At 69.3% G+C, this 26,799-nt stretch carries 24 protein-coding genes; 9 read left to right on the top strand and 15 right to left on the bottom strand.

The features are described from left to right. The first annotated feature begins 4 nt into the window (after window positions 1-4). Entirely contained in the window at window positions 5-505 is a 501-nt protein-coding gene (locus IF64_RS0101255) for a hypothetical protein (RefSeq protein ID WP_051757364.1), read from the top strand. Further along, window positions 502-1,860, top strand: a complete 1,359-nt coding sequence (locus IF64_RS0101250; RefSeq protein ID WP_030530098.1) for a tripartite tricarboxylate transporter permease — start codon at window positions 502-504, stop codon at window positions 1,858-1,860. The genes IF64_RS0101255 and IF64_RS0101250 overlap by 4 nt, the downstream gene beginning before the upstream one ends. 70 nt (window positions 1,861-1,930) lie before the next feature. Here the strand turns inward: IF64_RS0101250 and IF64_RS25080 are convergent, their stop codons facing one another. The 10 genes from IF64_RS25080 to IF64_RS0101200 all read right to left on the bottom strand — a co-directional run bounded on the left by IF64_RS25080 (window position 1,931) and on the right by IF64_RS0101200 (window position 12,853). Beyond that, entirely contained in the window at window positions 1,931-2,659 is a 729-nt protein-coding gene (locus IF64_RS25080; protein ID WP_051757363.1) for a class I SAM-dependent methyltransferase, read from the bottom strand. 335 nt (window positions 2,660-2,994) lie between these two features. Then, window positions 2,995-3,966, bottom strand: a complete 972-nt coding sequence (locus IF64_RS0101240; RefSeq protein ID WP_036875510.1) for a 2-hydroxyacid dehydrogenase — start codon at window positions 3,964-3,966, stop codon at window positions 2,995-2,997. A 63-nt stretch (window positions 3,967-4,029) separates the two neighbouring features. Next, on the bottom strand, window positions 4,030-4,716 hold the full coding sequence (locus IF64_RS0101235; protein ID WP_030530096.1) for a GntR family transcriptional regulator: 687 nt from the start codon (window positions 4,714-4,716) through the stop codon (window positions 4,030-4,032). A 90-nt stretch (window positions 4,717-4,806) separates the two neighbouring features. Beyond that, window positions 4,807-5,682: a dihydrodipicolinate synthase family protein gene (locus IF64_RS0101230; protein ID WP_036875507.1), complete on the bottom strand. Its 876-nt coding sequence runs from the start codon at window positions 5,680-5,682 to the stop codon at window positions 4,807-4,809. Window positions 5,683-5,716: 34 nt separating this feature from the next. Further along, entirely contained in the window at window positions 5,717-7,030 is a 1,314-nt protein-coding gene (locus IF64_RS0101225; protein ID WP_030530094.1) for an MFS transporter, read from the bottom strand. Between the two features lie 46 nt (window positions 7,031-7,076). Continuing rightward, complete coding sequence (locus tag IF64_RS0101220; RefSeq protein ID WP_051757362.1) at window positions 7,077-7,862, bottom strand: LLM class flavin-dependent oxidoreductase; 786 nt, start codon at window positions 7,860-7,862, stop codon at window positions 7,077-7,079. 107 nt (window positions 7,863-7,969) lie between these two features. Beyond that, on the bottom strand, window positions 7,970-9,568 hold the full coding sequence (locus IF64_RS0101215) for a sulfatase family protein (RefSeq protein ID WP_145600558.1): 1,599 nt from the start codon (window positions 9,566-9,568) through the stop codon (window positions 7,970-7,972). A gap of 153 nt (window positions 9,569-9,721) precedes the next feature. Then, entirely contained in the window at window positions 9,722-10,093 is a 372-nt protein-coding gene (locus IF64_RS27420; RefSeq protein WP_051757361.1) for a hypothetical protein, read from the bottom strand. 410 nt (window positions 10,094-10,503) lie between these two features. After that, entirely contained in the window at window positions 10,504-11,421 is a 918-nt protein-coding gene (locus IF64_RS0101205) for a DNA-processing protein DprA (protein ID WP_030530090.1), read from the bottom strand. A gap of 298 nt (window positions 11,422-11,719) precedes the next feature. Then, window positions 11,720-12,853, bottom strand: coding sequence for an ROK family protein (locus IF64_RS0101200; RefSeq protein WP_051757360.1), 1,134 nt, complete (start codon window positions 12,851-12,853; stop codon window positions 11,720-11,722). Between the two features lie 205 nt (window positions 12,854-13,058). Between IF64_RS0101200 and IF64_RS0101195 the strand changes: the two genes are divergently transcribed. The 3 genes from IF64_RS0101195 to xylB are packed head-to-tail and all read left to right on the top strand — an operon-like array spanning window position 13,059 to window position 17,095. After that, complete coding sequence (locus IF64_RS0101195; RefSeq protein ID WP_036875505.1) at window positions 13,059-14,495, top strand: sugar porter family MFS transporter; 1,437 nt, start codon at window positions 13,059-13,061, stop codon at window positions 14,493-14,495. 45 nt (window positions 14,496-14,540) lie between these two features. After that, window positions 14,541-15,695: a xylose isomerase gene (gene xylA / locus IF64_RS0101190; protein ID WP_030530087.1), complete on the top strand. Its 1,155-nt coding sequence runs from the start codon at window positions 14,541-14,543 to the stop codon at window positions 15,693-15,695. A gap of 2 nt (window positions 15,696-15,697) precedes the next feature. Continuing rightward, the gene (gene xylB, locus IF64_RS0101185) at window positions 15,698-17,095 is read left to right on the top strand and encodes a xylulokinase (RefSeq protein WP_030530086.1); all 1,398 of its coding nucleotides are present in this window, start codon (window positions 15,698-15,700) and stop codon (window positions 17,093-17,095) included. A 119-nt stretch (window positions 17,096-17,214) separates the two neighbouring features. Here the strand turns inward: xylB and IF64_RS25075 are convergent, their stop codons facing one another. Further along, window positions 17,215-18,510: an FAD-dependent oxidoreductase gene (locus IF64_RS25075; protein ID WP_036875501.1), complete on the bottom strand. Its 1,296-nt coding sequence runs from the start codon at window positions 18,508-18,510 to the stop codon at window positions 17,215-17,217. Window positions 18,511-18,754: 244 nt separating this feature from the next. On the opposite strand from IF64_RS25075, the gene IF64_RS0101175 reads away from it, so the two are divergent. Both IF64_RS0101175 and IF64_RS0101170 read left to right on the top strand, forming a co-directional pair. Further along, window positions 18,755-19,552, top strand: coding sequence for a thymidylate synthase (locus tag IF64_RS0101175; RefSeq protein WP_030530084.1), 798 nt, complete (start codon window positions 18,755-18,757; stop codon window positions 19,550-19,552). Further along, entirely contained in the window at window positions 19,549-20,049 is a 501-nt protein-coding gene (locus tag IF64_RS0101170; RefSeq protein WP_030530083.1) for a dihydrofolate reductase, read from the top strand. Before IF64_RS0101175 ends, IF64_RS0101170 begins: the two co-directional genes overlap by 4 nt. Before the next feature lie 68 nt (window positions 20,050-20,117). Here IF64_RS0101170 and IF64_RS0101165 read toward each other — a convergent pair whose 3' ends face one another. Continuing rightward, window positions 20,118-21,668: a PucR family transcriptional regulator gene (locus tag IF64_RS0101165; RefSeq protein WP_030530082.1), complete on the bottom strand. Its 1,551-nt coding sequence runs from the start codon at window positions 21,666-21,668 to the stop codon at window positions 20,118-20,120. A gap of 166 nt (window positions 21,669-21,834) precedes the next feature. Here IF64_RS0101165 and IF64_RS0101160 point away from each other — a divergent pair, with 166 nt between their 5' ends. Beyond that, window positions 21,835-23,097: an NAD(P)/FAD-dependent oxidoreductase gene (locus tag IF64_RS0101160; RefSeq protein WP_030530081.1), complete on the top strand. Its 1,263-nt coding sequence runs from the start codon at window positions 21,835-21,837 to the stop codon at window positions 23,095-23,097. 408 nt (window positions 23,098-23,505) lie between these two features. Then, window positions 23,506-23,964 carry a GreA/GreB family elongation factor gene (locus tag IF64_RS0101155; protein ID WP_030530080.1) on the top strand — a complete coding sequence of 153 codons (459 nt, stop codon included), beginning with the start codon at window positions 23,506-23,508 and terminating at the stop codon, window positions 23,962-23,964. A 21-nt stretch (window positions 23,965-23,985) separates the two neighbouring features. Here the strand turns inward: IF64_RS0101155 and IF64_RS0101150 are convergent, their stop codons facing one another. The 3 genes from IF64_RS0101150 to IF64_RS0101140 are packed head-to-tail and all read right to left on the bottom strand — an operon-like array spanning window position 23,986 to window position 26,779. Continuing rightward, a complete protein-coding gene (locus IF64_RS0101150; protein ID WP_030530079.1) occupies window positions 23,986-24,804 on the bottom strand; it encodes a citryl-CoA lyase in 819 nt (272 codons plus the stop codon). Continuing rightward, window positions 24,801-26,006, bottom strand: a complete 1,206-nt coding sequence (locus IF64_RS0101145) for a CaiB/BaiF CoA transferase family protein (RefSeq protein ID WP_030530078.1) — start codon at window positions 26,004-26,006, stop codon at window positions 24,801-24,803. The genes IF64_RS0101150 and IF64_RS0101145 overlap by 4 nt, the downstream gene beginning before the upstream one ends. Continuing rightward, window positions 26,003-26,779 carry an IclR family transcriptional regulator gene (locus tag IF64_RS0101140; protein ID WP_036875499.1) on the bottom strand — a complete coding sequence of 259 codons (777 nt, stop codon included), beginning with the start codon at window positions 26,777-26,779 and terminating at the stop codon, window positions 26,003-26,005. Before IF64_RS0101140 ends, IF64_RS0101145 begins: the two co-directional genes overlap by 4 nt. Window positions 26,780-26,799: the final 20 nt, after the last annotated feature.

Raw genomic sequence — 26,799 nt, 5'->3', positions numbered from 1 at the left:
AGCGATGAGTGGCAACGAAGGCACGGATCCAGGGAAAGCGGCTTCGGAGGCCGGTGAGTGCTCGCCGGACAGCGGTGACGTCGAGCCCCGCCCCTATCTCGTGCTGTGGGGCGATGCGGTCGCACCGCGAGAACTGGGCCGATCGCTGTTGCTGGCGGTTCCGGTGGCGTTGGGTGCGTTTCTCCTGGCGCAGCAGGTCCTGTCCGGTTCGGGGGACGAGCAGGTCGTCGACGGTTACGCACTCCTGGTCGGACTGGCGGCATGCGTGGTGACCGGTGCGGTGTGCGCCAAGCTCTTCGCCCCGAAACGTGTGTTCGTCGACAGTGGATCCGATTCGGCACGCCCCGATCTGCCTCCTGAGTTCTCCTCGCCGGAAGCCGTGGCCGACCTGCCCGAGCAGTACGTCGCGGAGATGCGCGAGATCGGGCTGTACGACCCCGACGGCCCGTCGTCCGACGCCGCAGTACGGCCGGGCGAGCCGGTGCGAAGGGAGACGCAGCGATGATCGTGGATCTGCTGTGGGCGCTCGGAATGGGACTGACCGGCGCTGTCGTGTTCGGCGCCATCGGGTTGGTCTCGGGTACCGACGAGACCGCCACGCTCGGCCCGCTGACCCTGATCGTCGTGCTCGCGGGCGTACCACCGGTCGGCGTGTTCACGTTCTTCATCGCCGCGGCGGTGTCGAAACACATGACCCATGCGATTCCGACCACCCTGCTGGGTATCCCCGGGGACACGATGGCCGTCCCGCTCATGGAGGACGCGGACGGAATGCGGCGTCTCGGTGCGCCGCACATCGCGTTGCGCAAAGCACTCGCAGGTGCCCTGCTGTCGGCCGTCATCGCAGTACCCGTCGCGGTGGGGATCGCGACCGCGTTGGCTCCGTTGTCCGAGGCGGTCGAGGCGGTGGCGCCGTGGCTGTTCGCGGTCGCCGCGATCTTCGTGGGTTACTTCTCGCCGGGTCGCTGGGCGAGCATCGTCGGCATCGTCCCCTTCACCCTCGCGATCGCCGCGCTGCACGGATTCACCGAACGGCACCTGGGCGACTCACTGAGCATCTCCTTCTTCCTCGGCATCGCGATCGGCCCGCTCCTCGCCGACCTGGTGAGGTCGACGTCTCGGCAAGGACGCATGGGCATGGAGCGCAGCGGCACCCGGGAGTTCCGGCTCGCCCCGGATCTCTCGGACGGCAGGGGTTTCTTCCCGAACCCGCTTCGGGTGCTGACGCGTCAGCAGATCGGTTACACCGCGGGGTCGGCGGTCGTCAGTTCGTCCACCTTCATGTTCAGTCCCGTGGCCACGACCGTCATCGTGGGTGAAGCCGTGGGGTCGCGACTGAAGCACCCGTACCAGCGACTGAGTTCGCTCATGGCGGTCAAGAACGGGACGACGGAATCGACCTACCTGGCTGAGACCATCATTCCGCTGGTGGCCTTCGGGCTGCCGTTGAGCCCGGTCGCGGCAGGTCCGGCGGCCGCGTTGTTCAACGCACCGCCCGTCTACTCGGTGGAGTCGGGACAGAACCTGCATTCGATGCTCTCGTCGTGGCAGTTCCTGCTGTGCGGACTGCTCGGCGTGCTCGTGGCAGCCGTGGTCGTGTATCCGGTCGCGATGAAGTACGCGCGAGTGGCCAGCGCCTGGGTGATCACGCGGATCAGCCACGAGGCACTCATCGCCGCGTTCGCCGGGCTCATCGTCGTCGTGTCCTGGTACGAGGGAGGCCTGCTCGGCCTGTTCACGTCGTTGACGGTCGGCTTGCTCGGCGGGCTGTGCACCCGGGCGTTCGGCATGAACGCCGGCGTTCAGTTCATGTGCTACTACACCGCGACGATGTTCGTTCCGCTCCTTCTGGCCTCGTGAACCGGGCCCTGGGGTTGCCGGTGGCGCTGATGTCCTCACCGCCAGCCGTGGTGACGCGGATGTCGATCGGCTATTGCTGCCGTGCGGTACGACCGATGCCCATGATGTGGGCGCTTGCGCCGACCAGCTCGGGGAAGCTCTCCACGCGACGGATTGCCTGCAGGGCAGCTTCGCGCCGTGCCGGGTCGTCGAGTTGGTCGTCGGCGATCCCGAACGCTCCGACGCCTTCGACCGGCAGGATCTGGATGTCGCCGAAGCCTGCAACGTCGAGCTCGTCGTGGAGCTCGTCGGGACGGTGGAAATAGGCGTCGGTGAACCACTCGGGGTGAGATTGCGGCTCTGGGTTGCGGTGGACACCGGTACGCACGTCGTTTTCCACGACGGCGGCGAAGGTGGGGTCGGCGATCGCTCCGCTGCGCAGGCCGTCGAAGGTCGAGGCGAACCGAGAGATTCCCGCGGCGAGTAGGACACCCCCTGGGCGCAGCACGCGATGTGCTTCAGACAGTGCGAGTGCGCGCTGGTCACGTTCGACCAGGTGGTACAGCGGGCCGAGCAGGAGGACGGCGTCAGCGCTGTGATCGTCGAAGGGGAGACCGCGGGCGTCGCCGAGAGTGACGGAGCCCAGTGGCGCCGCGGTTTGAGTTTCCGAAGCCGCGGCTGCCGCGTCGACGTGCGGTTCCCACGGATCGACGAGGTGAACGTCGTATCCGGCACGGGCGAGCGGCAGCGCGTAAGCGCCCCGAGCGCCGCCCACATCGTGGACGACGGCGGGCGGAGACGGCAGGAAGCGGTCGAGCAACTCCTGCGTCCGCAGCCGCTCCAGCTGCGCCCAGGTCTCGAGCCGTCGCGTTCGGGATTATGGCTGTAGTGCGCCGCGATCGACGCACCGAAGTCAGCGGTCATGCACCGACGTTAGCGACCGATCCCACGACGCTGAACTGCATTTTCTGCGCGAGCAGTGTGGTCCCGGATGCGCCCCCGAAGTGGCAGGGGTGAGCTGCCCGGCCGGTCTCGGGGCCGGCGAGTAGCGTCTTGCGGTCTTGCCAGGAGTAGCGCTGCGTCGGGGAGCGCGAATGGCGTTCCCCGAACGTACAGACGCCGTCATGGCATGCGGCCGAGCCGGCGCAGCAGCCGTCAGCCGGCTGCCGCGGTCCGGTTTACGACGTTGAGTGGTTCCTGTCCGTTCACGACGTCGGTGAGAGTGGCGAAGAGCTGCTCGCGCAGCTTGTGATAAGCCTCCCGCGTCACACCCGCCGCGTGGGGATTGAGCAGGACGTCGGAGCGGCCGCGTAGCGGCGATACCTCGGGCAACGGCTCCTCGGTGAACACGTCGAGTGCGGCACCGGCGACCTGTCCGCTGTCCAGTGCTCGCGCCAGTGCTGCCTCGTCGATCACGCCACCACGACCGGCGTTCACGACGTAACCGCCACGCGGGAGTGTGGCAAGCAGCTCCTCGTCGAGGAGCCCGCGCGTCGTGGGGTTGAGCGGCAGATGCAGGGTCAGGATGTCCGAGGTGGCAACGGTTTCCCGCAGCGACAGGTATTCACGTCCTGGTTCGGACGGTGCGGGATCGTGGACGACGACGCGAGCACCGAACCCGTCGATCCTGCGCGCCACCGCACGGCCGATATTGCCGAAGCCGAGAATGCCGACCCTCATGGCCGACAGGTCACGCCCGCGCAGCCCTTCCGGTCCCCAGCCGCCGTCGTTGACCTTGCGATGCCCCGCCGCATAGTGCCGCAATAGGTAGAGCATGGCACCGACCGTCCAGTCAGCTACGGCGTCGGCATTGAACCCGGGCAGGTTCGCGACCGGAATGCCACGTTCGGCGGCCGCCACGTGGTCGACGCCGTCGAAGCCGACCGCGACCGATTGAATCAGCCGGCATCGCGGCATGGCGTCCAGCAGTTCCGTCCCGATCCGCCGTTCCTTTTCCAGTGGCGCCAACACGATCGTCGCCGTGGACAGTTCGTTCAGGTAATCCTGCGGGTCCTCTGTGTCGCCGATCTCCGTGATCCGCAGGTCGGGCAGTTCGGGAAGGTGCTTGCGCAGTTCCGCCTCGGTGATGTCGTTGAGGTGGTAGAAGCTGACGATGTGTTCGGCCATCCGGCCTGGTTCCTCTCCGTGTGTCGTACCCACCGCCGAGCGGTGGAATGAGTGGTCTCGGCGTCAGGACACCGAGTTGGCCCAGATCCGTTGTAGGGCCGAGAGCATGCGCTTCTCGGAACCCTCGAGGTGGCTTGTCAGCAGCGCTGTCGCCTCGGCGTTGTCACCGGCGACGATCGCGTCGCGGAGCTTCTCGTGCGCGGTGACCACCGGCGAGAGGTCCTCGTCCTCGCTGTTGGTCACGGCGAGCATGCTGGCGAACAACGGCTCGATCTGCAGCCACATCGTCAACAACCTGCGATTACCGCTGGCCTCGTAGATGCCGCGGTGAAACAGCAGGTCGTACTCGGCGAACTTTGCGGCATGAGTAGGCGTGGCGGTGTCGGCCATCCCCCGCAACGCCTGCGCCATTCCCGCACCGGACCTGTGCTCGCCCAAGCCGATCGCCGTGGTCACTGCCAGGCCCTCGATGGCCTGACGGATCGCGTACAGCTCGCGGACGTCCGTCGTGCTGAGCCCGACCACGTGCACGCCCCGTCGCTGCGGCTCGACGAGGTTCTCCAGTCGCAACATCCTGAGGGCGTCGCGCACAGGGCCCCTGCTGACGTCGAAGCTCTCCGCCACCGTGTCCTCGACGAGGTGCGTGCCCGGGGTGATCTCCCCGCGGACGATCCGGTCGCGCAGCGTGCGGGCGAGCCGGTCGCCCAGGGAATCGGCGCGGACGAGCGAGTCGGACAATTCACCCTCCATCGTTCACATCGTCAACGGTCAACGATAGCGGTGTCCGCGGGCGGCGAGGGCGTGTCGGCGCTACCGACGACGCAGACTCTGCCCGCCTGGTCAGCCATGTTCGGAGACCACGCGCTCGAGTTGGGCGCGTGTGGCTTCGTCGACGGGGTCGAGCGCCATGCGGCTCGTCCCGGCGTCGACACCCTGCAACGCCAGTCCGGCCTTGATCCGCGCGGGATCGCCGAGCACGGTGTCGACGGCGTCGTCGACGGCCGGCTGCAGTCGTGCGAGCGCATCGTCGTCGCTTCGCTCGACCGAGTCTGCGACAGCGACGAAGGGTGCCGGTAGTACCGACGCGACACCGGAGACCACGCCGTCGATCCCGTGGGCGCGAACGCGTGCGATGTCCCGGTCTCCGCCCGTGAAGAGCTGAAATCCGGCCGGGACGGCAGCGCGGTAGGACGACACCTTTTCGAGGGACTCACCGCTGATCTTGGCCCCCACGATGTGCGGGAGAGTGGCGATTTTCCCCAGTAGATCGGGGGAAACGGCATTTCCGGTGCGGCCTGTGAACAAATAGGCGTACACGTCGAGTCCGCCCGCCTCGGCGGCAATCGAGCGGTAGAAATCGAAGACCGCGTCATCACTCGCGGGTAGGTAGTACGGCGTGAGCACCCCCACCGAGGTTGCACCGAGGTCACGGGCATCTGCCAACAACGCCCGTACCTGGAAGGCGCTGGGAGCACCGACGTGCACGACGACACGCTTGCCCCGCAGGACGTCGAGGCTGAGTTTCGTGAGCTCGTGTCGTTCCTGCTGCGTCAGGCTGGGAAACTCGCCGGTCGTGCCGAGTACGAAGGCGCCGTCGGTGCCGGACGAGGCGATGAATTCGAGGATGCGCCGTGAGGCCCCGAGATCGAGTGAGCCGTCCCTGGAAAAGCCGACGGGCGCTGCGGTGAGGATGATCGGCCGGTTCGGCGCGGTCATGGTGTTCCCTTCGGAGGTTGTGACGGGCTTGTGATCACGGCTCGAGAGGCCGCAATCGCGGAAGGAAGAACGCGTAGTTCAGTGCACCGATGATGGCCACGCAGCCTGCGATGAGCATCGGGACGGCGAACGACGACGTCATTCCGGTGATGACACCGATCAGCACGGGCGACACGATGCCGGCGCAATTGCTCGCCGCGTTCTGGATGCCACCGAGTGATCCCACGTGTGCTGCTGTCGGCGCGACGTCGGCCGGAAGGCACCACACCGATGCGGCAGCGAACGTGCTGGAGAAATACGAGACCGACAACGCAACCAGCGCCGTGGTGACGCTGGGTGAGACAACTGCGAGTGCGATCACGGACGTGCCGAGCAGGCCGCCGACCAGGCAGATCTTGCGGGCCTTCGTCAAATCCGTTCCGCGCCGGACCAGCCAGTCCGAGACGAGTCCACCCGTCCAGCCACCGAGCATCGACGCGATGCCCGGGATCATCCCAATGAACCCGAACTTCAGCAAGGTCAGGTTGTAGGTGTTGACCAGGTAGGTCGGGAACCATGTGATGAAGAAGTAGGCGACGAAGTTGACGCAGAAGAAACCGATCATCATCGCCCACACCGTTCGATGCCGGAACAGTGATCCCCACGGCACGGCGACCGGTTCATCGCCTGCGTTGGCACGCGTTTCTTGGTCGGACTCGATGTGTGCGAGCTCACCGGGGCTGAGTCGTTGGGATTCACGGGGAGACCGGTAGAACAGCCACCATGCTGCTGCGTAGACGACGGCGATCCCGCCTGCCACAAAAAAAGCAGGTCGCCAGCCCAAGCTTGTCACCAGCAGAGCAACGAGCGGAATGCAGAGTGTTGAGCCGATCGGGTTGCCGTTATTGAACGTGCCGGAGGCGAAGCTCCGCTCACGGCGCGGAAACCACTCGGATACCACCTGGGCCGCCGCGGGATATGCGGGCGACTCTCCGAGGCCCAGTAGTAGTCGCAACACGACCAGCGAGACGATGCCCCACGCGAGTCCCGTCAGCATCGTGACGAGTCCGAACACCAGCGCCGACAACGTGACCAGTTTCCGCGGGCCCAACTTGCCTGCGAGGAATCCGGCCGGAAGCTGTCCACCCGCATATGTCCAGAAGAACGCGGCCAGCACCATGCCTGCCACGGCTTCGGAGAAGCCCAGGTCTGCCTGCATATCCGGCAACGCGACGCTGATTGTGGCCCGGTCGAGATAGTTGATCGCGATACCGAGTGTGACCATCGCCAACACGACGTAGCGATACTTTCCGGTCCGTGTTGTGGGCACCAACGTCTGCCCACTGAGCGTCGTCGACTCAGGCTTCATGAACGGCTCTCCTTTGAACCCGGCGGGCGACCCGGTCGTCGTTTCGTTAACGGTAAACCGTTAACGAAACGACGGCAAGGCCCACGAAATCCGCGAAACACTCGGCCGACTGGATACTGAGCACGGGAGCCGCATCGGTCTGCAGCACACGCCGGAAGTCGGTGTCGTCGGCGCGCCCGGCCTGTTCGAGTGCGGTGGTCATCCGCTCGGACGCGGCCGTGACGAGATGCCACCAGTCGTCGAGTGTGTCGGCCATGCCGCCGATCGTGACCCAGCCCTGTCCCTGACGCGCTGCGAGCGTCACCGACCGCACGCCGTTTGCTGCGACGAGAAACGGCAACCGCGGTCGTCGTCGGCAGCCCGGCGCATGACGTGCATCCAGTGCCGTGTAGTACTCGCCGGTGTAGGAGACGCGGTCCTCGGTGAGCAGGCGGTCGAGGAACTCGACGAACTCGCGGAATCGGCGCATTCTGCTGCGCGGCGGCGGCGCATCGGCGGCATCGACGTCGTAGCCGGTGGCCGCTCCCGCGCCGACGCCGAGCGTGAGCCGCCCGTCGCTGAGCTCGTCGAGACCGATCAGCTCGCGGGCGAAGGCCACCGGTCCGCGCACATTCGGATTCCCCACCAGTGGGCCGATCTCGAGCCGGGTGGTCGACAACGCTGCCAGCGACAAGGTCGATACTGCGCCGTACCAGGGCTCATCGAGCAGCCCTTCCCAGCCGATGTGGTCGAACGTCCACCCGTGGTCGAAACCGGCCTCCTCGACCTGTGCCCAGATGTCGCGCGCGGCCGCTTTCGGGTGTTCCGGCAGTATCGTCAGTCCGATTCGCACGGAAGGCGCCTTCGTTCGAGAACCTGGCGGTGTCGGGCCGAACGTACTGTTCTCGGCGCAGGCCCGCGACTCGATTTCCCGGTGACTCGGCGAACGCCGCCGGTCACTCACGACGTCGGTGCGGGGGCCTGCGGGATCTCCTGTCGACACTCCTCACCTCGGCAGCCCTGGAGTTCGTCGAGGTGCCGGTCGAGGAAGCGGCGCGTGGCGGCGTAGCGGGGGTCGTCGTGGCGCGAGGTCAGCTCGTGCGGGTCCGTGCGCAGGTCGTAGAGCTCCCGATCTCCCTTGGCGTAGCGGATGTAGAGGTAGCGGTCGGTGCGGATCGCCTCGTAGGACGCCGAGATGACCTCCCCCTTCTCCTTCGGGTCGGGCTTGACCCTGGACCACGCCGCGCCTTCCTGATCCAGGTTTCCGCCCGCCGCCGCTCGGCCGGACGCGCCGTCGAGCCCACGTTCGTCCTCGGCCTTCAGCGCATCGGGACGCGCACCGGTCGCGGCCTCGTGCAGCATCGGTCGCGTGGTGCGCCGATCCGGGTTCTGGGCGTACGGCAGAAGGGACCGCCCGTCGAGCGCGTGTCCGGGCTCGGCGCCGGCGATCTCGGCGATCGTCGCGGTCAGATCGACGTTGTTGGTCAGCTCCCTGGAGTGCAGGCCGGCAGGCAGACCGGGGCCGCGGATCAGCATCGGCACGTGGGACGACGCCTCGTGCGGCAGGTACTTGCCGGTGTGCACGCGGTGTTGGCCGAAGAAGAACCCGTTGTCCGATGTGAACAGTACGTACGTGTTGTCCAGTTGACCGGTGGATCGGAGCGTGTCGATGAGCTTCTGCACGGCCTCGTCCACGGCCTGCAGCGATGCCAGCCGACCGCGGTAGCTCTCGGTGATCCTCGCCCGGTCGGCCGTGTCGAGTCGTGGTCTGCGTTGCAGGAACGTGGGCTTGTCGCTCAGGTCGCGCTCGTCGAAACCGGGGCCGGTGGGCAGGGATTCGCCTGCGAACGCGCCCTCGTGCCGTGGCGCGGGCCGCGGTGCGGGTCCGACCCCCGTGTTCTCCGAGTGGGGCGCCAGGAACGCCATACTCAGGAAGAACGGCTTACGTGTCTTCGCGTGCCGCCTGATGAAGTCCGCGCCTTTGTCCCGGTACACGTCGGTCTGGTACAGATTCGGGTCCTCGATGTGCGAGGCGCCGTAGCTGTGGAGTCTCCCGTTCTCGTTCAGCCGGTATCCCCACATGCGGTACGTGGTGGGGTCGACCGAGCCGCGCCATTCGTCCCAGCCCGGCGGCACCTCGGTCTCGTCCCGGTAGCCGTAGCCGTTCGGGTACTTGCCGATGTGTGATGTGGTGTAGCCCGCCCGCTGCATCCACACGGGCAGGGTGTCCTGCTCGTCGAGGTTGAGATAGCCGCCCTGCGGCGGATAGTTGTGCCGAACCCCGTTGTTGTGCGCGAACTGTCCACTGAGGAACGTCGACCGGGAAGGGCAGCACAGGGGGAACGAGGCGTAGTGCCGGTCGAACGTCACGCCCGCGTCGCCGATGAGGCGCTGCGTCCGTGGCATGACCCGCATGGACTCGAGCCACTGGTCGTCGGTCATCACGACGACCACGTTGGGCTTGCGCTTCGGATCCGGCTCCTGCGTCTGCGCCGGTGCGCTGCACCCGGTCAGCGCGACCACGCCCAGCAGCACCGTCGCCAGCACCGTCGCTGGCACTGTCGCCGGCCATGCCGTCAGAGCCCGCGTGCGTACCCCACTCCCACCGTCGAACCCCGCAGCCATGCGAACCATGATCGCGACGGGATGTGTGAGCAGCGTCAGGACGAACATTAGTGCCTGTGGCCGCAGCCAGAAATGCTTAGGTCGTCACTATTCGCACGTACCGCCGCTGACCGGGCAACAGAGCGGATCGTAAGGCTGCTCGAGCCTGGTGATCAGGTCCTCGTGGTCGGGCCAGTCGGCCCGCAGCCACCGTGCGACGCAGAGCACGGTCACCGTCGAGGCACCTGCAGCCTTCAGGGTCAGCGCCGCCGACTGTCCCTTGTCTCCCGAAACCCAGGTGTCGTCCACGACCAGGACGTGCCGTCCCGACACGGCACCCTCGAACGTGTCGGAGAGTCGGAATCGGTCCCGTCGCGGTGCGCGGTACGGCGGTTCGTCGTAGCCAGGTCCTGGTTCGAGAAGTACCCGCGTAGGTGTCTTGTCGGGCGGAGTGACCACCTGGCGGGCAAGGTTCACCACCGGGTGCGAGGGCCCGGGGTGGCTCCTGGATGGCACAAAGGTCAGGACATCCCACCATCCGGTCACGCGAGCGATACAGGGGCCGTGCACGGCGGTGGCAGCGGCCATCATGAGCTTGAGGTCCTGCACGCATCTCGGCGCAGGCGGAGACCTTTTGTACATGTACATGTGGTGTTCAGACTGGTGGCGTGGGTTCCTCCTGCCCTGTGCATAGGCCAGTGGGACGACGAGGTCTGCCAGGTGGCCTCTGTGATTCGTGTGCGCGCTGCGGCACTGAGGGCAGAGACCGGAGGTGGCTGGTCCGGTGCACGCCGGGCAGACGCCGGCGGTTCCGCGCAGCGTATTGCTGAAGAATCCGCCGACTTGCGTCCGGACTCGCCGGACAAGCCGTGTCGTAAGTCCGGAATCGGTCACTGTGCGGCTGTGAGCGCGATCAGCTCGTCGATGTCGCGATCCGCCGCTGCGATTTCCTCGGCCTTCGACATCACGTCCGCCGTCCCCCTGGCGACATGTACGCCGGGTCGGTGCACGAGATCGCGGGCCCAGGCATTGGACTCGACGACACGGTCGGTGAGGATCACGGTGCGGCCGTGGGCGACAGCCTGCCGTGCCTGGATGCGGGCGCCGCTGTATTCGCCGGCCTCCACGATGATCGTGGCCCGTCCGTAGCCGGACATGACCGCGTTGCGCATCGGGAAGCTGTGTCTCGTGGGAGCGGCGTCGGGCCAGAACTGCGACAGGACCAGCCCCTGTGCGGCGATCCGCTGCTGGAGCGGTGCGTTGTCGGCGGGGTAACTGCGGCGAAGGCCGGTTCCGATGATCGCGACCGTCCTCCCACCGTCTTCCAGCGCCTGCGTGTGAGCTGCGGTGTCGATGCCGTGCGCCAGTCCCGAGATGACGGTGATGTCTCGTTCCACGAGTCCTTGAGCAATCGTGCGGGCGATGTCCAGACCCCGCTGCGAAGCCTTGCGGGACCCGACCACCGACATGCCGACGTCGTCAGGAACGAGCCTTCCTCGATGGAACAGTACGGGCGGAACCTCGTGGATTTCCCGTAGCTGCGCCGGGAAGTCACAGTCCAGAAACGTCATGAAGCCGAGGCCTTCGGCTCGCCACGCGGCGATATCACGTGCGGCGGCCGACAGCTGCTCGGAAGGTCCCTGGGGCGTGGGGAACAGCTCGGCGGGGCAGCGCTCGTTCCACACTGCCAGTGCACTCGAGCGCGTCGCGACATCCTCGGTCAGACTGCGCCAGTTCTCGCCACCCGGGCGTGTGCGCAGCAGTGCAACCAGCGCTGCACGCTCGGCGTCGTCCCCGGTTTCCTGCACGTGGCCAAGCCTACGACTCAGGCCGTGTGCTGCGCCGGGACCGCCCCACGACTCGCCGTATCCGAACATACGTTCAAGTGTGCCACAGTGGGCTCGAGTCGTCGCGTCCCTGTGAGGTGAGCCTGCCGCCTTCCGCAGGCAGCGTGCCCTGTGGGTATCTCGGACGGGTCGGCCGATGAGGCCAGACGAGGAGGCACTCGGACCAAGCCGGGACCGTGCATGCCGGTGGTGCCTGTGGCCACCACCCGGTGACGCGACCGAGTGCATGTCGGGTGACAGCTGCTCACCGCGCGACTGCTCACAGGGTGACGGTTTCGCGGGCCAGCAGCACGGCGCCGTCGAGTTCGGCGTCGGTCAGCGAGCTCGCCACCACGCTGCAGGAGGACTGCGACAGCGAGGAGTGCCGAACGGCCTGTTCCAGCGGGCGCCACAGCACGTCGCCTGCGCCGGCGACCGCGCCGCCGAGGACGACGAGGTCGGGATTGAGCACGTTGAGGAGGTAGCCGATCGCGCGGCCCATCCCGGTTCCCGCACGCTCCACCGCAGCCACCGCCGCGGCGTCGCCGAGCGCTGCGGCCGTCAGCACGTCGTCGATGTCGCAGCTGGATGCGAGGTCGGTGGCCGCTTCTTCGGCGGCCTCGCGGGCCGACTGCAGGATCGCGGGCTGGGAGGCGACGCTCTCGAGACATCCGATGTTGCCGCAGGCGCACGGCCTGCCGTCGTCCTCGACCCGGCAGTGGCCGATCTCTCCGCCGATTCCGGCCGCTCCGGAGAACAGCCGGGAGTCGAGCACGACGCCGGCACCGATGCCCGCGCTGACCATGATCCGTACGAAGTTGGCAACCCCGTTGCCGCAGCCGAAGCGCTGTTCCGCCAGCGCACCGGCATGGGCTTCGTTGTAGATCACGGCGGGGACGCCGAACAGTTCCTCGACCCACTCCCTCAGCGGGACGTCGTGCCAGTCCAGGTTCGGCGCGAGCAGGCAGTGCCCGGTGCGGTGGTCGACGAGGCCGGCGACCGAGACCCCCACCGAGGCGATGCGCTCGACGGGCACACCCGCCTGCTCGGCCGTCTCGCGGACCAGCGGCCCCAGCTGACGCACGCCGGCCGCGGGGTCGCCGACCGCGCTGGGCACGGTCGCCTGGGCCAGGGTTCGGCCGAGCGCGTCGGCCACCGCGACCGAGCTGCGGTGCACGCCCAGGTGCACGCCGACGTAGGCGCGCGCGTCCGGATTGAAGACCACGAGGTTCGGCCTACGGCCCCCGACGACGCCTGCTTCGCCCACGCCGGCTGGGACCAGCAGCTTCTCCTCCAACAGGCCGTCGACGATCGATGCCACCGAGGGTTTGGTCAGGCCGGTGGCGCGGGCGACCGCCGCACGCGAGCGCGGGCGCCCGTCGCTGAACAGTTCGAGCAGGTGCTGCCGGTTCATCTGCCGGACTGTCCGGGGATCGGCCATGCTGCGAAACCTCCTCGTGCGGCCTGCGCGGCTGCGACCGGCCGCGAGCACCACGGTTCATGGTGATCTCCGCCCATCGGCTCGGTAACAGGCGGTTCCCATCTTGACAGTGGTTGGTAAGGATACGATCCTTACCAACCACTTCGGAGTGACCTATCACCACTGCAATGGAGCATTGATGTCCGTCCCTTCCACCGCTGAACCCTCGGGGTCCGGCCGCGGCGCACACTCGTTACGCACAGCGCACTTCGCCGTGGTGGCCGCGCTCGGCGGTTTCCTCTTCGGTTACGACACCGCCGTGATCAACGGGGCCGTCACCGCCATTCAGAACGAGTTCCAGATCGGCGCCGTGGTCACCGGACTGGCCGTGGCGACGGCCCTGATCGGTTCGGCGCTCGGTGCCTGGAGTGCCGGAACGCTCGCCGATCGGTACGGCCGCCTGATCACGATGCGCACCGCGGCCGTGCTGTTCCTGCTCAGTGCGATCGGTTCCGCCCTGCCGTTCACGGTCTGGGACTTCACGTTCTGGCGATTCGTCGGTGGTGTCGCGGTCGGCATGGCATCGGTGATCGCACCCGCCTACATCGCCGAGATCTCACCCGCCGCCAACCGGGGACGTCTCGGCTCGCTGCAGCAGCTGGCCATCGTGCTGGGAATCGCGATCTCCCAGGTGGTCAACTGGGTCATCGCCGACTACGCGGGTGGTGCCGGCGAATCGGTGCTGGGACTCGACGCGTGGCAGTGGATGCTGGCGGTCGAGGCCTTCCCGGCGGTCCTCTACGGCCTGCTCGCCTTCACGATCCCCGAATCGCCGCGCTATCTGGTCGCCCGCGGACGCGTCGACAGTGCTCGCGAGGTCCTCAGCACCACCGAAGGTGGCGACGTCGATGGACGGCTCGCCGAGATCCAGCACTCCGTGGCCAACGACCACCGGCCGCGCGTGCGCGACCTGCGCACCAGGCGCACCGGCCTGCTCCCGATCGTCTGGGTCGGCATCGTCCTGTCGGCGCTGCAGCAGTTCGTCGGGATCAACGTCATCTTCTACTACTCGTCGGCGCTGTGGCAGTCGGTCGGGATCGACGAGTCCGACTCGCTGTTGCTGAGCCTGTCCACGCAGATCTTCAACATCGTCGGGACCGTCCTCGCGCTGATCCTGCTGGATCGGGTCGGACGTCGGCCCCTGCTGATGATCGGCTCGGCCGGCATGGCGGTCATGCTGGCCGTCGCCACCTACGCCTTCAGCCATGCGGGCACGGTGAACGGCGAGCCGAACCTGGCCGATCCGTACGGGCCGATGGCACTGATCGCCGCGCACGTGTTCGTGTTCTTCTTCGCCATCTCGTGGGGCCCGGTCGTCTGGGTGCTGCTGGGCGAGATGTTCCCGAACCGGTTCCGTGCTCCGGCGTTGGCGGTGGCCGCCGCCGCCCAGTGGCTGGGCAACTTCGCCATCACCGCGTCGTTCCCGCCGCTTTCCGAGATCAACCTGTCGATGACCTACCTCGGCTACACCGCATTCGCGGCCGTGTCGGTGTGGTTCGTCTTCAAGTGGGTGCCCGAGACCAAGGGCCGCACGCTCGAGGACATGGACCGCACCACGCTGACGCGGGCGAGCTGAGTATCCGACCGTGTTCCCCTTCCCAACCCGAGACGAGGAGACATCATGGATCTGACCCCCACGCCCCAGGACCGCTTCGCCTTCGGCCTGTGGACGATCGGCTGGCGGGCCGACGACCCGTTCGGCGCCCCGACCCGCGAACGCCTCGACCCCGTGGAGGCGGTGAACGGACTGGCCGAGATCGGCGCGTACGGGATCACGTTCCACGACGACGACCTGATCCCGTTCGGCACGCCGGCTGCCGAACGCACCGCGATCATCGAGCGGTTCCGCAAAGCGCTCGACGAGACGGGGCTGGTCGTGCCGACCGCGACGACCAACCTGTTCGGGCACCCGGTGTTCAAGGACGGCGCGCTGACCGCCAAGGACCGGGACGTGCGGCGCTTCGCCCTGCGCAAGGTGGCGCGCAACATCGACCTGGCCGCCGAACTGGGCGCGCAGACCTACGTGTTCTGGGGCGGCCGCGAGGGCTCGGAGGCCGAAGCCGCCTACGATCCGACCGCGGCGCTGGAGCGCTACCGCGAGGGCCTCAACGCGCTGACGCACTACGTCAAGGAGCAGGGCTACCAGCTGCGGTTCGCCGTGGAACCCAAGCCGAACGAGCCGCGCGGCGACATCCTGCTGCCGACCATCGGGCACGCACTGGCCTTCATTCAGACGCTGGACCACCCCGAAATGGTCGGGGTCAATCCCGAGGTCGGCCACGAGCAGATGGCCGGGCTCAACGCCGTGCACGGCTACGCCCAGGCGCTGTGGCAGGGCAAGCTGTTCCACATCGACCTCAACGGCCAGCACGGTCCGCGCTACGACCAGGACCTCGTGTTCGGGCACGGCGACCTGATCAACGCGTTCTTCCTCGTCGACCTGCTGGAGAACGGCGGTTATGACGGTCCCCGCCACTTCGACTACAAGCCGCTGCGCACCGAGGACAAGGCGGGCGTGTGGGAGAGCGCGCGTGCCAACATGCGCACCTACCTGATCCTGCGCGAGCGGGCGCGGCAGTTCCGTGCCGACCCTGAGGTGGCCGAGGCGCGCAAGGCCGCCCGCCTTGACCAGCTGTCGGTGCCCACTTTGGACGAGGGGGAGACGGTCAGCGGCGTCCTGTCCGAGGAACTCGACGTGGAGGAGGCGGCCCAGCGCGGAGCAGCCAACGCCCGCCTGCAGCAGCTCGCCGTGGAGCACCTCATGGGAGCGCGCTGACCATGCCCCTCGTCGCGGGTGTCGATTCGTCGACGCAATCCTGCAAGGTGCTCGTGCGGGACGCCGAGACCGGTGCGCCGGTGCGTGCGGGGCACGCCGAGCATCCCGCGGGAACCCAGGTGGACCCCCGGCACTGGTGGACGGCGTTTCGCACCGCCGTCGACCGGGCCGGGGGCCTCGACGACGTCGCCGCCGTGTCGGTGGCAGGCCAGCAACACGGGCTGGTCTGCCTCGACGAGGACGGCGAGGTCGTGCGCCCGGCCTCGCTGTGGAACGACCTCGCTCCCGCCTCGGCGGCCGAGGAGCTCGTCACCGAGCTCGGTCCGCAGCAGTGGGCCGAGGCGGTCGGGAGCGTGCCGCGAGCCTCGTTCACCGTGGCCAAACTGCGGTGGCTGGCCGAGTCGGAGCCCGATTCGGCCGCCCGCACCGCGGCGGTGTGCCTGCCGCACGACTACCTGACGTGGCGGTTGGCCGGCAGCGGCGATCCCGCCCGGGTCACCACCGACCGGGGCGATGCGTCCGGAACCGGGTACTGGTCACCCCGCTCGAGCCGTTACCGCGAGGACCTGGTCGAGCGCGCGTTCGGGTCGGTGCCGCTGCTGCCCCGTGTGTGCGGACCGGCCGAACCGGTGGCCACCACGGCAGGTGGTCTCGTGTTGGGGCCGGGTACCGGCGACAACATGGGCGCGGCCCTGGGGCTGGGTATCGGACCGGGCGACGTGGCGGTCTCGCTCGGCACCTCCGGCACGGTTTTCGCCGTCGGACAACAACCCGTGGCCGACCCGACCGGGGACATCGCCGGCTTCTGCGATGCCACCGACCGGTTCCTGCCGTTGGTGTGCACGCTCAACGCAGCACGCGTACTCAGCAGCACCGCGGAGATGCTCGGTACCGATCTCGACGGGCTCAACCGGCTCGCCGAACAGGCCGAGCCCGGTGCAGGTGGGCTGACGCTGCTGCCGTACCTCGAGGGCGAGCGCACCCCGAACCTCCCGGACGCCGCGGGGACGATCACCGGGCTGCGCATCACCAACATGACGCAGGCCAACCTGGCTCGGGCCGCGGTCGAGGGCATGCTCTGCGGGCTGGCCGACGGTCTGGACCGGCTGCGCGAACACGGCGTGACGATCAACCGTGTCCTGCTGACCGGAGGTGCTGCCCGCTCGTCCGCGGTGCAGCACGCGGCCCCGGCGCTGTTCGATGCCGACGTGGAAGTCCCGGTGTCGGACGAATACGTCGCCATCGGCGCCGCACGCCAAGCAGCCTGGACCCTGTCCGGCACGCAGGAGCCTCCGCCCTGGGAGGTCGATCGCACCCGGCTGCCAGCAGGCGATCCGGCGACGGCGCGACCGGCGCGCGAGGCCTACCGCGAGGCACGCGAACGGATGCACTCGGTCTGACCCGGCGGTGCTCGGACCGGCGGTGGGCGGTTGGCGGCTGCACACCGCTGGTGGGCGGTGGACCGCGCGTTCGGTTCACCGAGTCCTGCGGCGGCCTCGCCACGTGGTCGGCGACGTGCTCAGGGCGGGGTCCAGTCCAGGGTGGCGTCGAACGCGCGCAGGACCATCGCGCCGGGCACGACGCTGACCAGCGCGTTCCGGGCCGCGGTCGTCGCGCGGCCGCGCAGACTCGCCGCGAGTCCCGCGCTGCGCGAGCGGCGTGCCAGCCCGTGCACGCGGCGAAGCCGCCGGCGCTCGTAGAACCGCAACCCCTCGGCGAGGTCGTGATCGGCTCCGCCGTGGAGGGCAGCTCCGGGATCGGGGGAGCCTGCGGGATCGCGGGCAGCGGAGGAATCGGGGGCTGCGGCGGGATCGACGGCAGCGGTGGCATCGAGGGCGGCTGCGAGTTCGACGGCGTCCTCGAGGGCCTGGCACGCGCCCTGGCCGAGGTTGGGCGTCATGGCGTGGGCCGCGTCGCCGACCAGCGCGACCCTTCCGCGGACCAGGGTGCTCAGCGGCGCGAGGTCGAAGAGCTCGTGGACCAGCAGTTGCGCCGGTTCGATGTCGGCGAGCAGTTCGGGCAGCGGCGCATGCCACGAGGCGAACCGGTGGCGGAACCACGTCAGCGCCTCACCGCGGTCCGCCGGCACGTCTGCGGAGACGGGGACGGCCAGGTACGCGTAGAACCGCCCGTCGGGCAACGGTGCGATGCCGGCGTAGTCACCGCGTCCCCAGGACTCGCCGCCCTGCACGCCGCCGGGGTCGGAAACGCGGCCGATCAGCCGCGCGGCGACCGTGCCCGTCGAGCGGACCCTGGCCCGGGGCCAGAGCGACCCCCGCACGGTGCTCCACAGTCCGTCGGCACCGATCACCACATCGCCCCGGATCGACTCGCCCCGGATCGACTCGCCCAGAATTGACCCGCCCTGGTGCGGCTCGCCGCCGAGCCGCACCACCGCTTCCGAGTTCGCGTCGACACTGCCGGGTTCGACGGTACGAATTTCGGCCGAGGTGCGAATCCGCAGGTCACGGCAGGCCTCCAGCAGTGCGGCGAGCAGTTGGCCGCGTTCGAGGATCACCATGCCGTCGCCGAACCGGGCGGCCAGTGCGTCCGAATCGGTGCGGGCCAGCCAACGGCCCCGACTGTCCCGAATTCCGCCCGAACCCTGTACGAGGCCGAGGCGGCGGACGCGGTCGCCGAGATCGAGGGCGTCGAGCGCCCGCAGCGCATTGGGCCACAGCGTGATGCCCGCCCCGATCTCGGAGATCGACGGCTTCCGCTCCAGCACGGTGACCTGCCACGACCGGCGCTGCAGGGCGACCGCCGTCGCAAGCCCGGCGATCCCGCCGCCCACCACGACCGCGTGTTTCGGCATGGGCGCCATGATGCCCGCGTCCGCATCCGGGCGACACTCCGCTCACCGCCGCCGCCCGGCCACGCGCCGCCGCACCGCCACTGTCCGGCCACGGTACGAACGGACGCGCTCCGCGCGGCTGCCTAGGGCCCTCCCGTCTCCCGCCGCCGCCCAAACGGACGCGCTTCGCGCGGCTGCCTACGCCCGCCCGTCTCCCACCGCCGCCCAAACGGACGCGCTTCGCGCGGCTGCCTAGGATTCAGGCATGCCGGATACGCAGTATGAGAACTTGCTTCAGCACGTGCTGGACACCGGTACCCGCAAGGCGGACCGCACCGGCACGGGCACGCGGTCGATTTTCGGACACCAGCTGCGCTACCGGCTGTCCGACGGATTTCCGCTGGTCACGACGAAGAAGGTGCACTTCCGGTCGATCGCCTACGAACTGCTGTGGTTCCTGCGCGGCGACGCCAACGTGAACTGGCTGCGCGAGAACGGCGTCACGATCTGGGACGAGTGGGCGGCGCCGGACGGCGACCTCGGCCCGATCTACGGCGTGCAGTGGCGGTCGTGGCCCACGCCCGACGGCGGGCACATCGACCAGATCAGCGAGGTGCTGCGCACCCTGCGCGAGAACCCCGACTCCCGGCGGATCATCGTGTCCGCGTGGAACGTCGCCGACATTTCGCAGATGGCGCTGCCGCCGTGCCACGCGTTCTTCCAGTTCTACGTCGCCGACGGGCAGCTGTCCTGTCAGCTGTACCAGCGCAGCGCGGACCTGTTCCTGGGCGTGCCGTTCAACATCGCGAGCTACGCCCTGCTGACCCACATGATCGCCGACCAGGTCGGACTGGAGGTCGGCGACTTCGTCTGGACCGGCGGCGACTGCCACATCTACGACAACCACCTCGAGCAGGTGCGCACACAGCTGTCCCGTGAGGCGCGTCCGTTCCCGACGTTGACCCTGAAGCCGGCCGACAGCCTGTTCGACTACACCTACGAGCACTTCGAGATCAACGGCTACGACCCGCATCCCGGCATCAAGGCTCCGGTGGCCGTGTGATCGGCCTCGTCTGGGCGCAGTCGGCGAACGGCGTCATCGGCCGCGACGGCACCATGCCGTGGCACCTGCCCGAGGACCTCAAGCACTTCCGAACGCTGACCGCGGGCGCAACGGTGCTCATGGGAAGGCGCACGTGGGAGTCGCTGCCTCCGCGGTTCCGGCCGCTGCCGGGACGGCGAAACCTCGTGCTCTCGCGCACCCCGCAGGACGGGGCCGAGACGTTCGCCGACCTGGAGCAGGCGCTCGACGCGGCGTCGGGCGACGTGTGGGTCATGGGCGGTGCGGCCGTCTACCGGGCGGCGTTGCCGATCGCCGACCGCATCGTGGTCACCGAGATCCGCGAGCACTTCGACGGCGACACGACCGCGCCCGACGCCGGCAGGCCGCCGGACACCACCGGCCCGTGGCAGGAGTCGTCCACGGGTCTGCACTACCGGATCCTCGAATGGGCACGTCGAGACCGGCCGGGTGGTCGGGGCGACGTCCCGGCAGAGTGAGGACCGAACGACGGATCGCCTGCGACGCAGGGCGGCCGAAGGGCACCGGACAAGGACCGCGCAGTCGTTCAGCGTTCGTGGCCGTGGTCGGGGTTGTCGACCGCGAGGGCGATCAACATGGCGAGGCGGGTGCGGGGTTCGTCGAGTCGTAGGTCGGTGACCTCGGACATCTTGCGCAGGCGGTTGCGGACCGTGTTCGGGTGGACTTCGAGTCGTTCGGCTGCGGTGTTGAGGTCCCCTTGTGCTTCGAGCCAGGCCCGCAGCGTGGGCACCAGCACGGTGCCGTGCGTGTCGTCGTGGTGGGCGAGATGGTTGATCGGACCTCGGGACGGCACGCGGCCCGCCGCGGCCGCGGTACGGAGCCGTTGCAGCAGGATCTCGTCCCAGGCCTCGTCGTAACAGACCGGTTCGGTGCCGGGACGCCTCGCGTGCAGGGCCAGGCTCTCGTCGGCCTCCTGCTTGCTCGCCGGGATCTCCCCGGGCTCGGCGGGTGCGCCGACGCCCGCCGCCACGCGGGCGTGCCCTGGCAGGCCGCGCGACAGTTCGCGTAGCCAGCCGAGCGTGGGCGCGGGGTCGTCGTCGCACGGCAACAGCGTGTAGACGGTGTTGCCGAACAACGTCGTGCGCCCGGGACGCGACCAGCCGAATCCCGTTGTCGCCCGTTCGAACGCCAGCAGGATCGCCGCGTTGCGTTCGGCAGCCGTGTGCGCCTGCAGCGCGATGACCCGGTGCCGCCGTGGGGGAAGGCCGAGTTTGCCCAGCACGGCAGCTGCGTCCGGCGTGCCCTCCAGCAGCTGGATCACCAGTTCCGATTCGACCTGCCGCTCCAGGTCGGCGCTCACCCGGGACCGCAGCAGGTGCAGGGCCACCGTGTGGGCGCCGTCGGCCAGCGCTCGGCTGCGCGCCGTGTCGAGTGGTCCGTCGCAGGTGATCCACAGCGACCCCAGCAGCTCGCGTCCTGCGCGCACGGCGACAACGGTGCGGTCCTGGAGTCCGTGTTCCGGGGCGCCGACGACGTACAGCGGCTCGTCGGAGACGGCCAGGTGGGTGAACACGCCGCGCTCGTCGAACAGCTGCCGCACCCCTTCGGGCACCCGCCTGCCCAGGATCGTGTCGAGCCGCGCCGGGTCGGTGTCGCCCTGCACGCTCGAGTAGGCCATGACCCGCGAGAGCTGGTCCTCGATGGTCACCGGTTCGCCGACGGTCGTGGCGATGCTGTCGGCGAGGGTGAACAGGTCGCTCGGTCCTCGTCCGGACTCGGTCTCCCTGCCTTCCAGCACCAGCCCGTAGACGACGCCGGCGACCTGGCTCCACGAGATCTCCGCCGGCACCAGCAGTACGCAGGACTCGGCGGCGCGCGCGGCGGCGAGTGCGTCGGGGTCGGGTTCCGCACCGGTCCTGACCAGCACGGCACCGGCCTGCGCGGCGCGCGCCAACTCCAGTGCGCCCGCGATGTCCGGGACGCCGACCGCCAGCAGCGCGTCCCCGGTCACGGGACTGCCGGCCGTCGGATCGTGCATCGCGACGCTGTGCAGTTCCGCATCGCGTCCGCGGGGCTGTCCCACCACCCGTACGCCGTAACCGCCGAGCACGTTGATGAGGCGATCGAGCTTGACCATGCACGCCCTGCCCTGCGCGATCCGCCGGGTCGGCGCCCGGATCCGCCGATCGTACGCTGGCCGATCACGACAATGGTGCTACCGAGGATTGTCGCTTTTCGACAACCCGATCGTGTCCACAGTCCTCCATGCTCGGCGGAGACGGATCGACACGGGGAAGGTGCGCATGCTCAACGTTGCCGGAGGCTCCGACCAGCCACGCACGGCTGTCGTCGTCGGCGCGGGGGTCGTCGGACTGTCCACCGCGTGGTTCCTGCAGGAGCGTGGTGTCGACGTCACCGTGGTCGACAGGGCCGGGGTGGCGGCAGGGGCGTCGTGGGGCAACGCGGGCTGGGTCTCGCCGGGGCTGGCGTTGCCGCTCAACGACCCCGGTGTGCTGCGGTACGGGCTGCGGTCGTTTTTCGACCCCGCCGCTCCACTGCACGTGCCGGCGCGGATCGACCCGGCGCTGTGGCGGTTCCTGCTGCGCTTCGCCGCGCGCTGCACCGAACAGGGGTGGGACCGCGTGGCACGCGCCAACGCCACCCTGAACGTCGAGAGCCTCGCCGCCTACGACGACCTCGCCGCCGGAGGCGTGGCCACGCACGCGATGCAGGCCCCGGTGACCGCCGTGTTCGAGACCCACCGGCAGGCCGACGCCCTGGTCGACGAATTCGACCGATTGGCAGCCGCAGGTCAGGACGTCTCGTTCCACCACCTGCCTGCCGACGAGCTGCGTGACTGGTTGCCGCAGGCATCGGACCGGCTCGGGGAGGGTGTCCGCATCGACGGCCAGCGTCACGTCGACCCCGGTGCGTTCGTCGGCGCCCTCGCCGAGGCGGTACGCGCCCGCGGAGGGGAGATCCGCAGCGGGTTCGACGTGGTCGACGTGCGGTCGCACGGCCGTGCCGTGACCGTGCGCTCCGCGACCTCGACCACGGTGTCCGCCCACGCGGTCGTCCTCGCCCACGGAGCGTGGTTCACGCGGCTCGGTCGCCGGTTCGGTGTGCGCGTCCCGGTGCGGGCCGGCCGCGGCTACTCGTTCACGGTCCCCACCGACGAACCGGTTCCCGGACCCGTCTACCTGCCGGGGATCCGCGTGGCGTGCACTCCGTACCAGGGCGCGCTGCGCGTCGCGGGGACGATGGAGTTCCGCCGGCCCGACGAGGAACTCGACCCGGCGCGCATCCGGGCCATCGTGGACTCCGCGCGTCCGCTGCTCACCGGGGTGCGGTGGGAGGACCGGCGTGACGAGTGGGTCGGTGCGCGCCCCGTCACCCACGACGGCAAACCGCTGATCGGTGCGACCAACGCACCCGGCGTGTACGTCGCGGCGGGGCACGGCATGTGGGGCCTGACGCAGGGGCCGCTCACCGGACGCCTGCTGGCCGAGCACATCGTCACCGGCAAACGGCCGGATGCGCTCGCCGACTTCGACCCGCTGCGCTGACCGGACGGGCGGACAGCCATGGCCGACGAGACCGGCCCGCATCCGCGGCGGCGGCCGGACGACGCCCGGCACGTCCCGATCACCGCGGACGAACGTGCCGAACTGGAGTGGTTGCGCGTCGAGAACCACCTCTTGCGGACCCAGCGTGACGTGCTCGAACGCATCGCCGCCGGCTTCGCCGACGACCTGGACGACGAACTCGCGCGGCGCCGCGGAACGGCCGGATCCACGACGGGGTCGTTTTCCGTACCCCCGCCACAGACACCCCACAGCCCGAGCTCACGAGCCACGACACCGCCGGCTTCGACACGGCCGGCCACGACACCGCCGGCCACGACACCGCCGGCCACGACACCGCCGGCCACGACACCGCCGGCTTCGATACCGAGCGACTCACGAGGGACGACCATGACCGACAGCGACACCGTATGGCTCACCGCCGAGGCCTTCGACCGGCTCCGGCACGAACTCGCCGAGCTGCGCAGGCAGGGCGACTGCGGATCCGGCGCGGAGGCGTTCGACGGGGACGACCGTGCGCTCCACACGAGCCGGGTGCGGTCCCGCGTCCGGGAGCTCGAGGCGTTGCTGCACCGTGCGGTCGTGGGTGAGGCGCCGCCTGACGACGGGGTCGCCGAGCCGGGCATGGTGCTGACCGTGCGGTTCGACGACGACGAAGCGACCGAGACCTTCCTGCTGGGCGTACGGGACGGTGCCGGCGGCGACGGCTTGGAGACGTACTCGCCGGACTCGCCCCTCGGCAGGGCGCTGACCGGTGCGGTCCAGGGCGAGGAGCGGACCTACACCGTGCCCAGCGGACGTACGGTGCGCGTGCGCCTCGTACGCGCCGTGCCCTACGCAGGCAGGTGACGGCCGAGGGGTGTCCGATCGTCAGCGGGGCGGTTCGCGCAGGTCCGGCCCGGTGTAGTCGGCGAGGACCGGCCGCGGCACCGGGCCCTTGATGCGGGTTCCGCTCTGTCGTTCCTCCCAGGCGTGGGCCAGGATGCCGACCGAGCGGGACAGCACGAACAGTCCACGTGCCAGTTCCGGCGTGAACCCGAGTTCGCCGTAGATCACCGCCGTGGCGCCGTCGATGTTCATGGGGATCGGCTTGCTCGACTTCCGCGCCAGCTGCCGTTCGATCTCCACGGCCGCGGCCAGGTGATCGCCGGCCACGACGCCGTCGTCTCGCGCCTGTTCCACCAGTCCGAGCAGCGGATCGCGGCGCGGATCGCGCGGATGGAAGCGGTGGCCGAACCCGGGGACGTAGCGGTGCTCGGCGAGCACCTCGCCGACCGCGGTCGCCAGGTCCTCGCCCGCGCGCACGCGCGCGAGGACGTCGTCGAGCACCTCCATGCACTGCTGGCCCGCGCCGCCGTGCACGTCGCCGAGCAGGTTGACGCCCGTGGCCATCGCGTTGTTCAGCCCGACGCCGCACGTGGCGGCCATGCGCGCCGCGGCGATCGACGGCGCCTGCGGTCCGTGATCGACCGCCGCCGTCAACGCCGCCTCCAGCAGCCGCGACTCGGGCACGGTCGGCAGTTCGCCCCGCACCATGAGCCACGCGATGTCGACGAACGAGAACCGCCCGATCAGCTCCTCGATGGGGTAACCGCGCAACGCGATCTCACCCGGCTTGATCCGCACGAGCCCGGTCGCCCAGTACGCCGCAGCGGCACTCTGCTCGTCTCGGCCGGTCGTCTCGCTCATACCACTCCCGCGTCGCGTAGTTCGGTGATCTCGTCGACGCCGTAGCCGAGGTCGGCGAGCAGTTCGTCGGTGTGCTCGCCGAGCAGCGGCGGCGGACTGGTCGGCGCGGCGGCCTTCCCGTTCACCTGCACGCCGCTGCCGAGGACGCGCACGGTGCCGGAATCGGCGCCGGGGAAGGGCAGTTCGTGGACGAGTTCGCGTTCCCGCACCTGGTCCAGTTCCAGCACCTCGGGCACGTCGAGTACGCGCGCGGCCGGGACACCGGCGGCCGACAGCACGCGTTCCCAGTGCTCGGCGGTCCGGGTCCGCAGTCCGACCTCGAGCTCCTCGCGGAGCTGTTCGCGATACGTCTTGCGGTCCTCGCGCGCGGCGAACCGCGGATCGGTGCGCAGTTCGGGGCGGCCGATCTCGACGCACAGTGTCTCGAACTGCTGCTGCTTGTTGGCCGCGATGTTGAGGTGTCCGTCGGCGGTGCGGAACGTGCCCGACGGTGCCGCCGTGGCGTTCTCGTTGCCCATGGCCTGTGGTTGCACGCCGGCGATGAGGTAGTTCGACATCGCCCAGCCCATCGCCGTCATCGCCGTGTCCATCATGGACAGATCCAGACAGGTGCCCTCGCCGGTACGTGCGGCGTGGGACAACGCGGCACACACGGCGAACGCGGCGGCCATGCCGCCGAGCGTGTCGGAGATCGGATAGCCGGCCCGCAACGGCGCCGTGTCGGGGGTTCCGGTGGCGCTCATCATCCCCGACAGGCCCTGGATGATCTGGTCGTAGGCGGGCCGGTCGGCCATCGGCCCTCGCTGGCCGAACCCGGAGATGGCGCAGTAGACGAGGCGCGGGTTGAGCTCGCTCAGCCGTTCCCAGTCGAATCCGAGCCTGGCGAGCACGCCTGGCCGGAAGTTCTCGAGCACCACCGAGCTGTTTTGCACCAGGTCGGCGAAGATCTGTTTGCCCCGGTCGGTCTTCAGGTTCAGCGTCAGCGAACGTTTGCCGCCGTTCTGGGCCAGGAACGAGGTGCCCAGGTGCGCCTTGTTCAGGTCGGGGTCCGCACCGAGCTGGCGGGCGAGGTCCCCGCTTCCTGGCGTCTCGATCTTGACGACGTCGGCGCCGAAGAGGCCGAGTTGATAGCTGGCGTACGGCCCGGCGAGCACGTTCGTCAGATCCAGTACCCGAATGCCGTCCAGTAGTCCGCCGGTCACGCCGCCCCTCCGAGGCCGATGTCCGAGATCCGTCGCGCCGCGTCCTGCACCGCGGCGCTGAAGTCCGCCACCGCGTCGTCGGTGAAGCGTGGGGTGGGGCCGCCGAGCGCGAGCGCGCCGATCACCACGTCGTCTCCGGTCACGATCGGCGCTGCGACGCCGGACGCGCCGACCTCACGTTCGCCGTGGCTGACCGCGTATCCCGCGCGCCGTGCCTCGTCGACCTCCTCGCGCAGCTCGGTGACGGTTCTGCCGCGCGGGTCGGCTGCCGCGACGGCCGCGAGGGTCTCGTCGTCGGCGCCGTCGAGGAGCACCTTGCTGGCGGCACCGCCCCACAGCGGGAGTTCGTCGCCGACCCGCACGATGTGCCGGAGGTTGCGTGTCCCCTCCTGCTGTTCGATGCAGATGCGGTGCGAGCCGGAGCGCACGTACAGATTCACCGTCTCGCCGCAGGTGTCCGACAACTCCCGCATGACCCGCCGGGCCTCCTCCGGCGCCCGCCAGGTGGCCTGCGCGAGGTTGGCCCACCGCAACAGTCCCGGTCCGGCCGAAATCCGTCCTTGCTCGTCCGGCCAGAGCAGGCCACGCTGCTGCAGTGTGTCGACGAGGCGAAGCACCGTGGTCTTGGCCAGTCCGCTGGCCTGGGTCAGTTCGCGCACACTCCACGTGGCGCGGTCCTCGGTGAACAGGGCGAGCAGGTCCAGTGCGCGCACCACGCTGCGGACCGGCGAGGCAGCCCCGGAATCGGGCGAGGTGCCGTCGGTGGTGGGCACGCGAAATCAACTCCCGCACG

Source organism: Prauserella rugosa (genome assembly GCF_000719975.1).
Classification (GTDB): Bacteria; Actinomycetota; Actinomycetes; order Mycobacteriales; family Pseudonocardiaceae; genus Prauserella; species Prauserella rugosa.
Note: the sequence above shows the minus strand (reverse complement) of the source record. Positions and strands in the feature narration are given on the sequence as shown.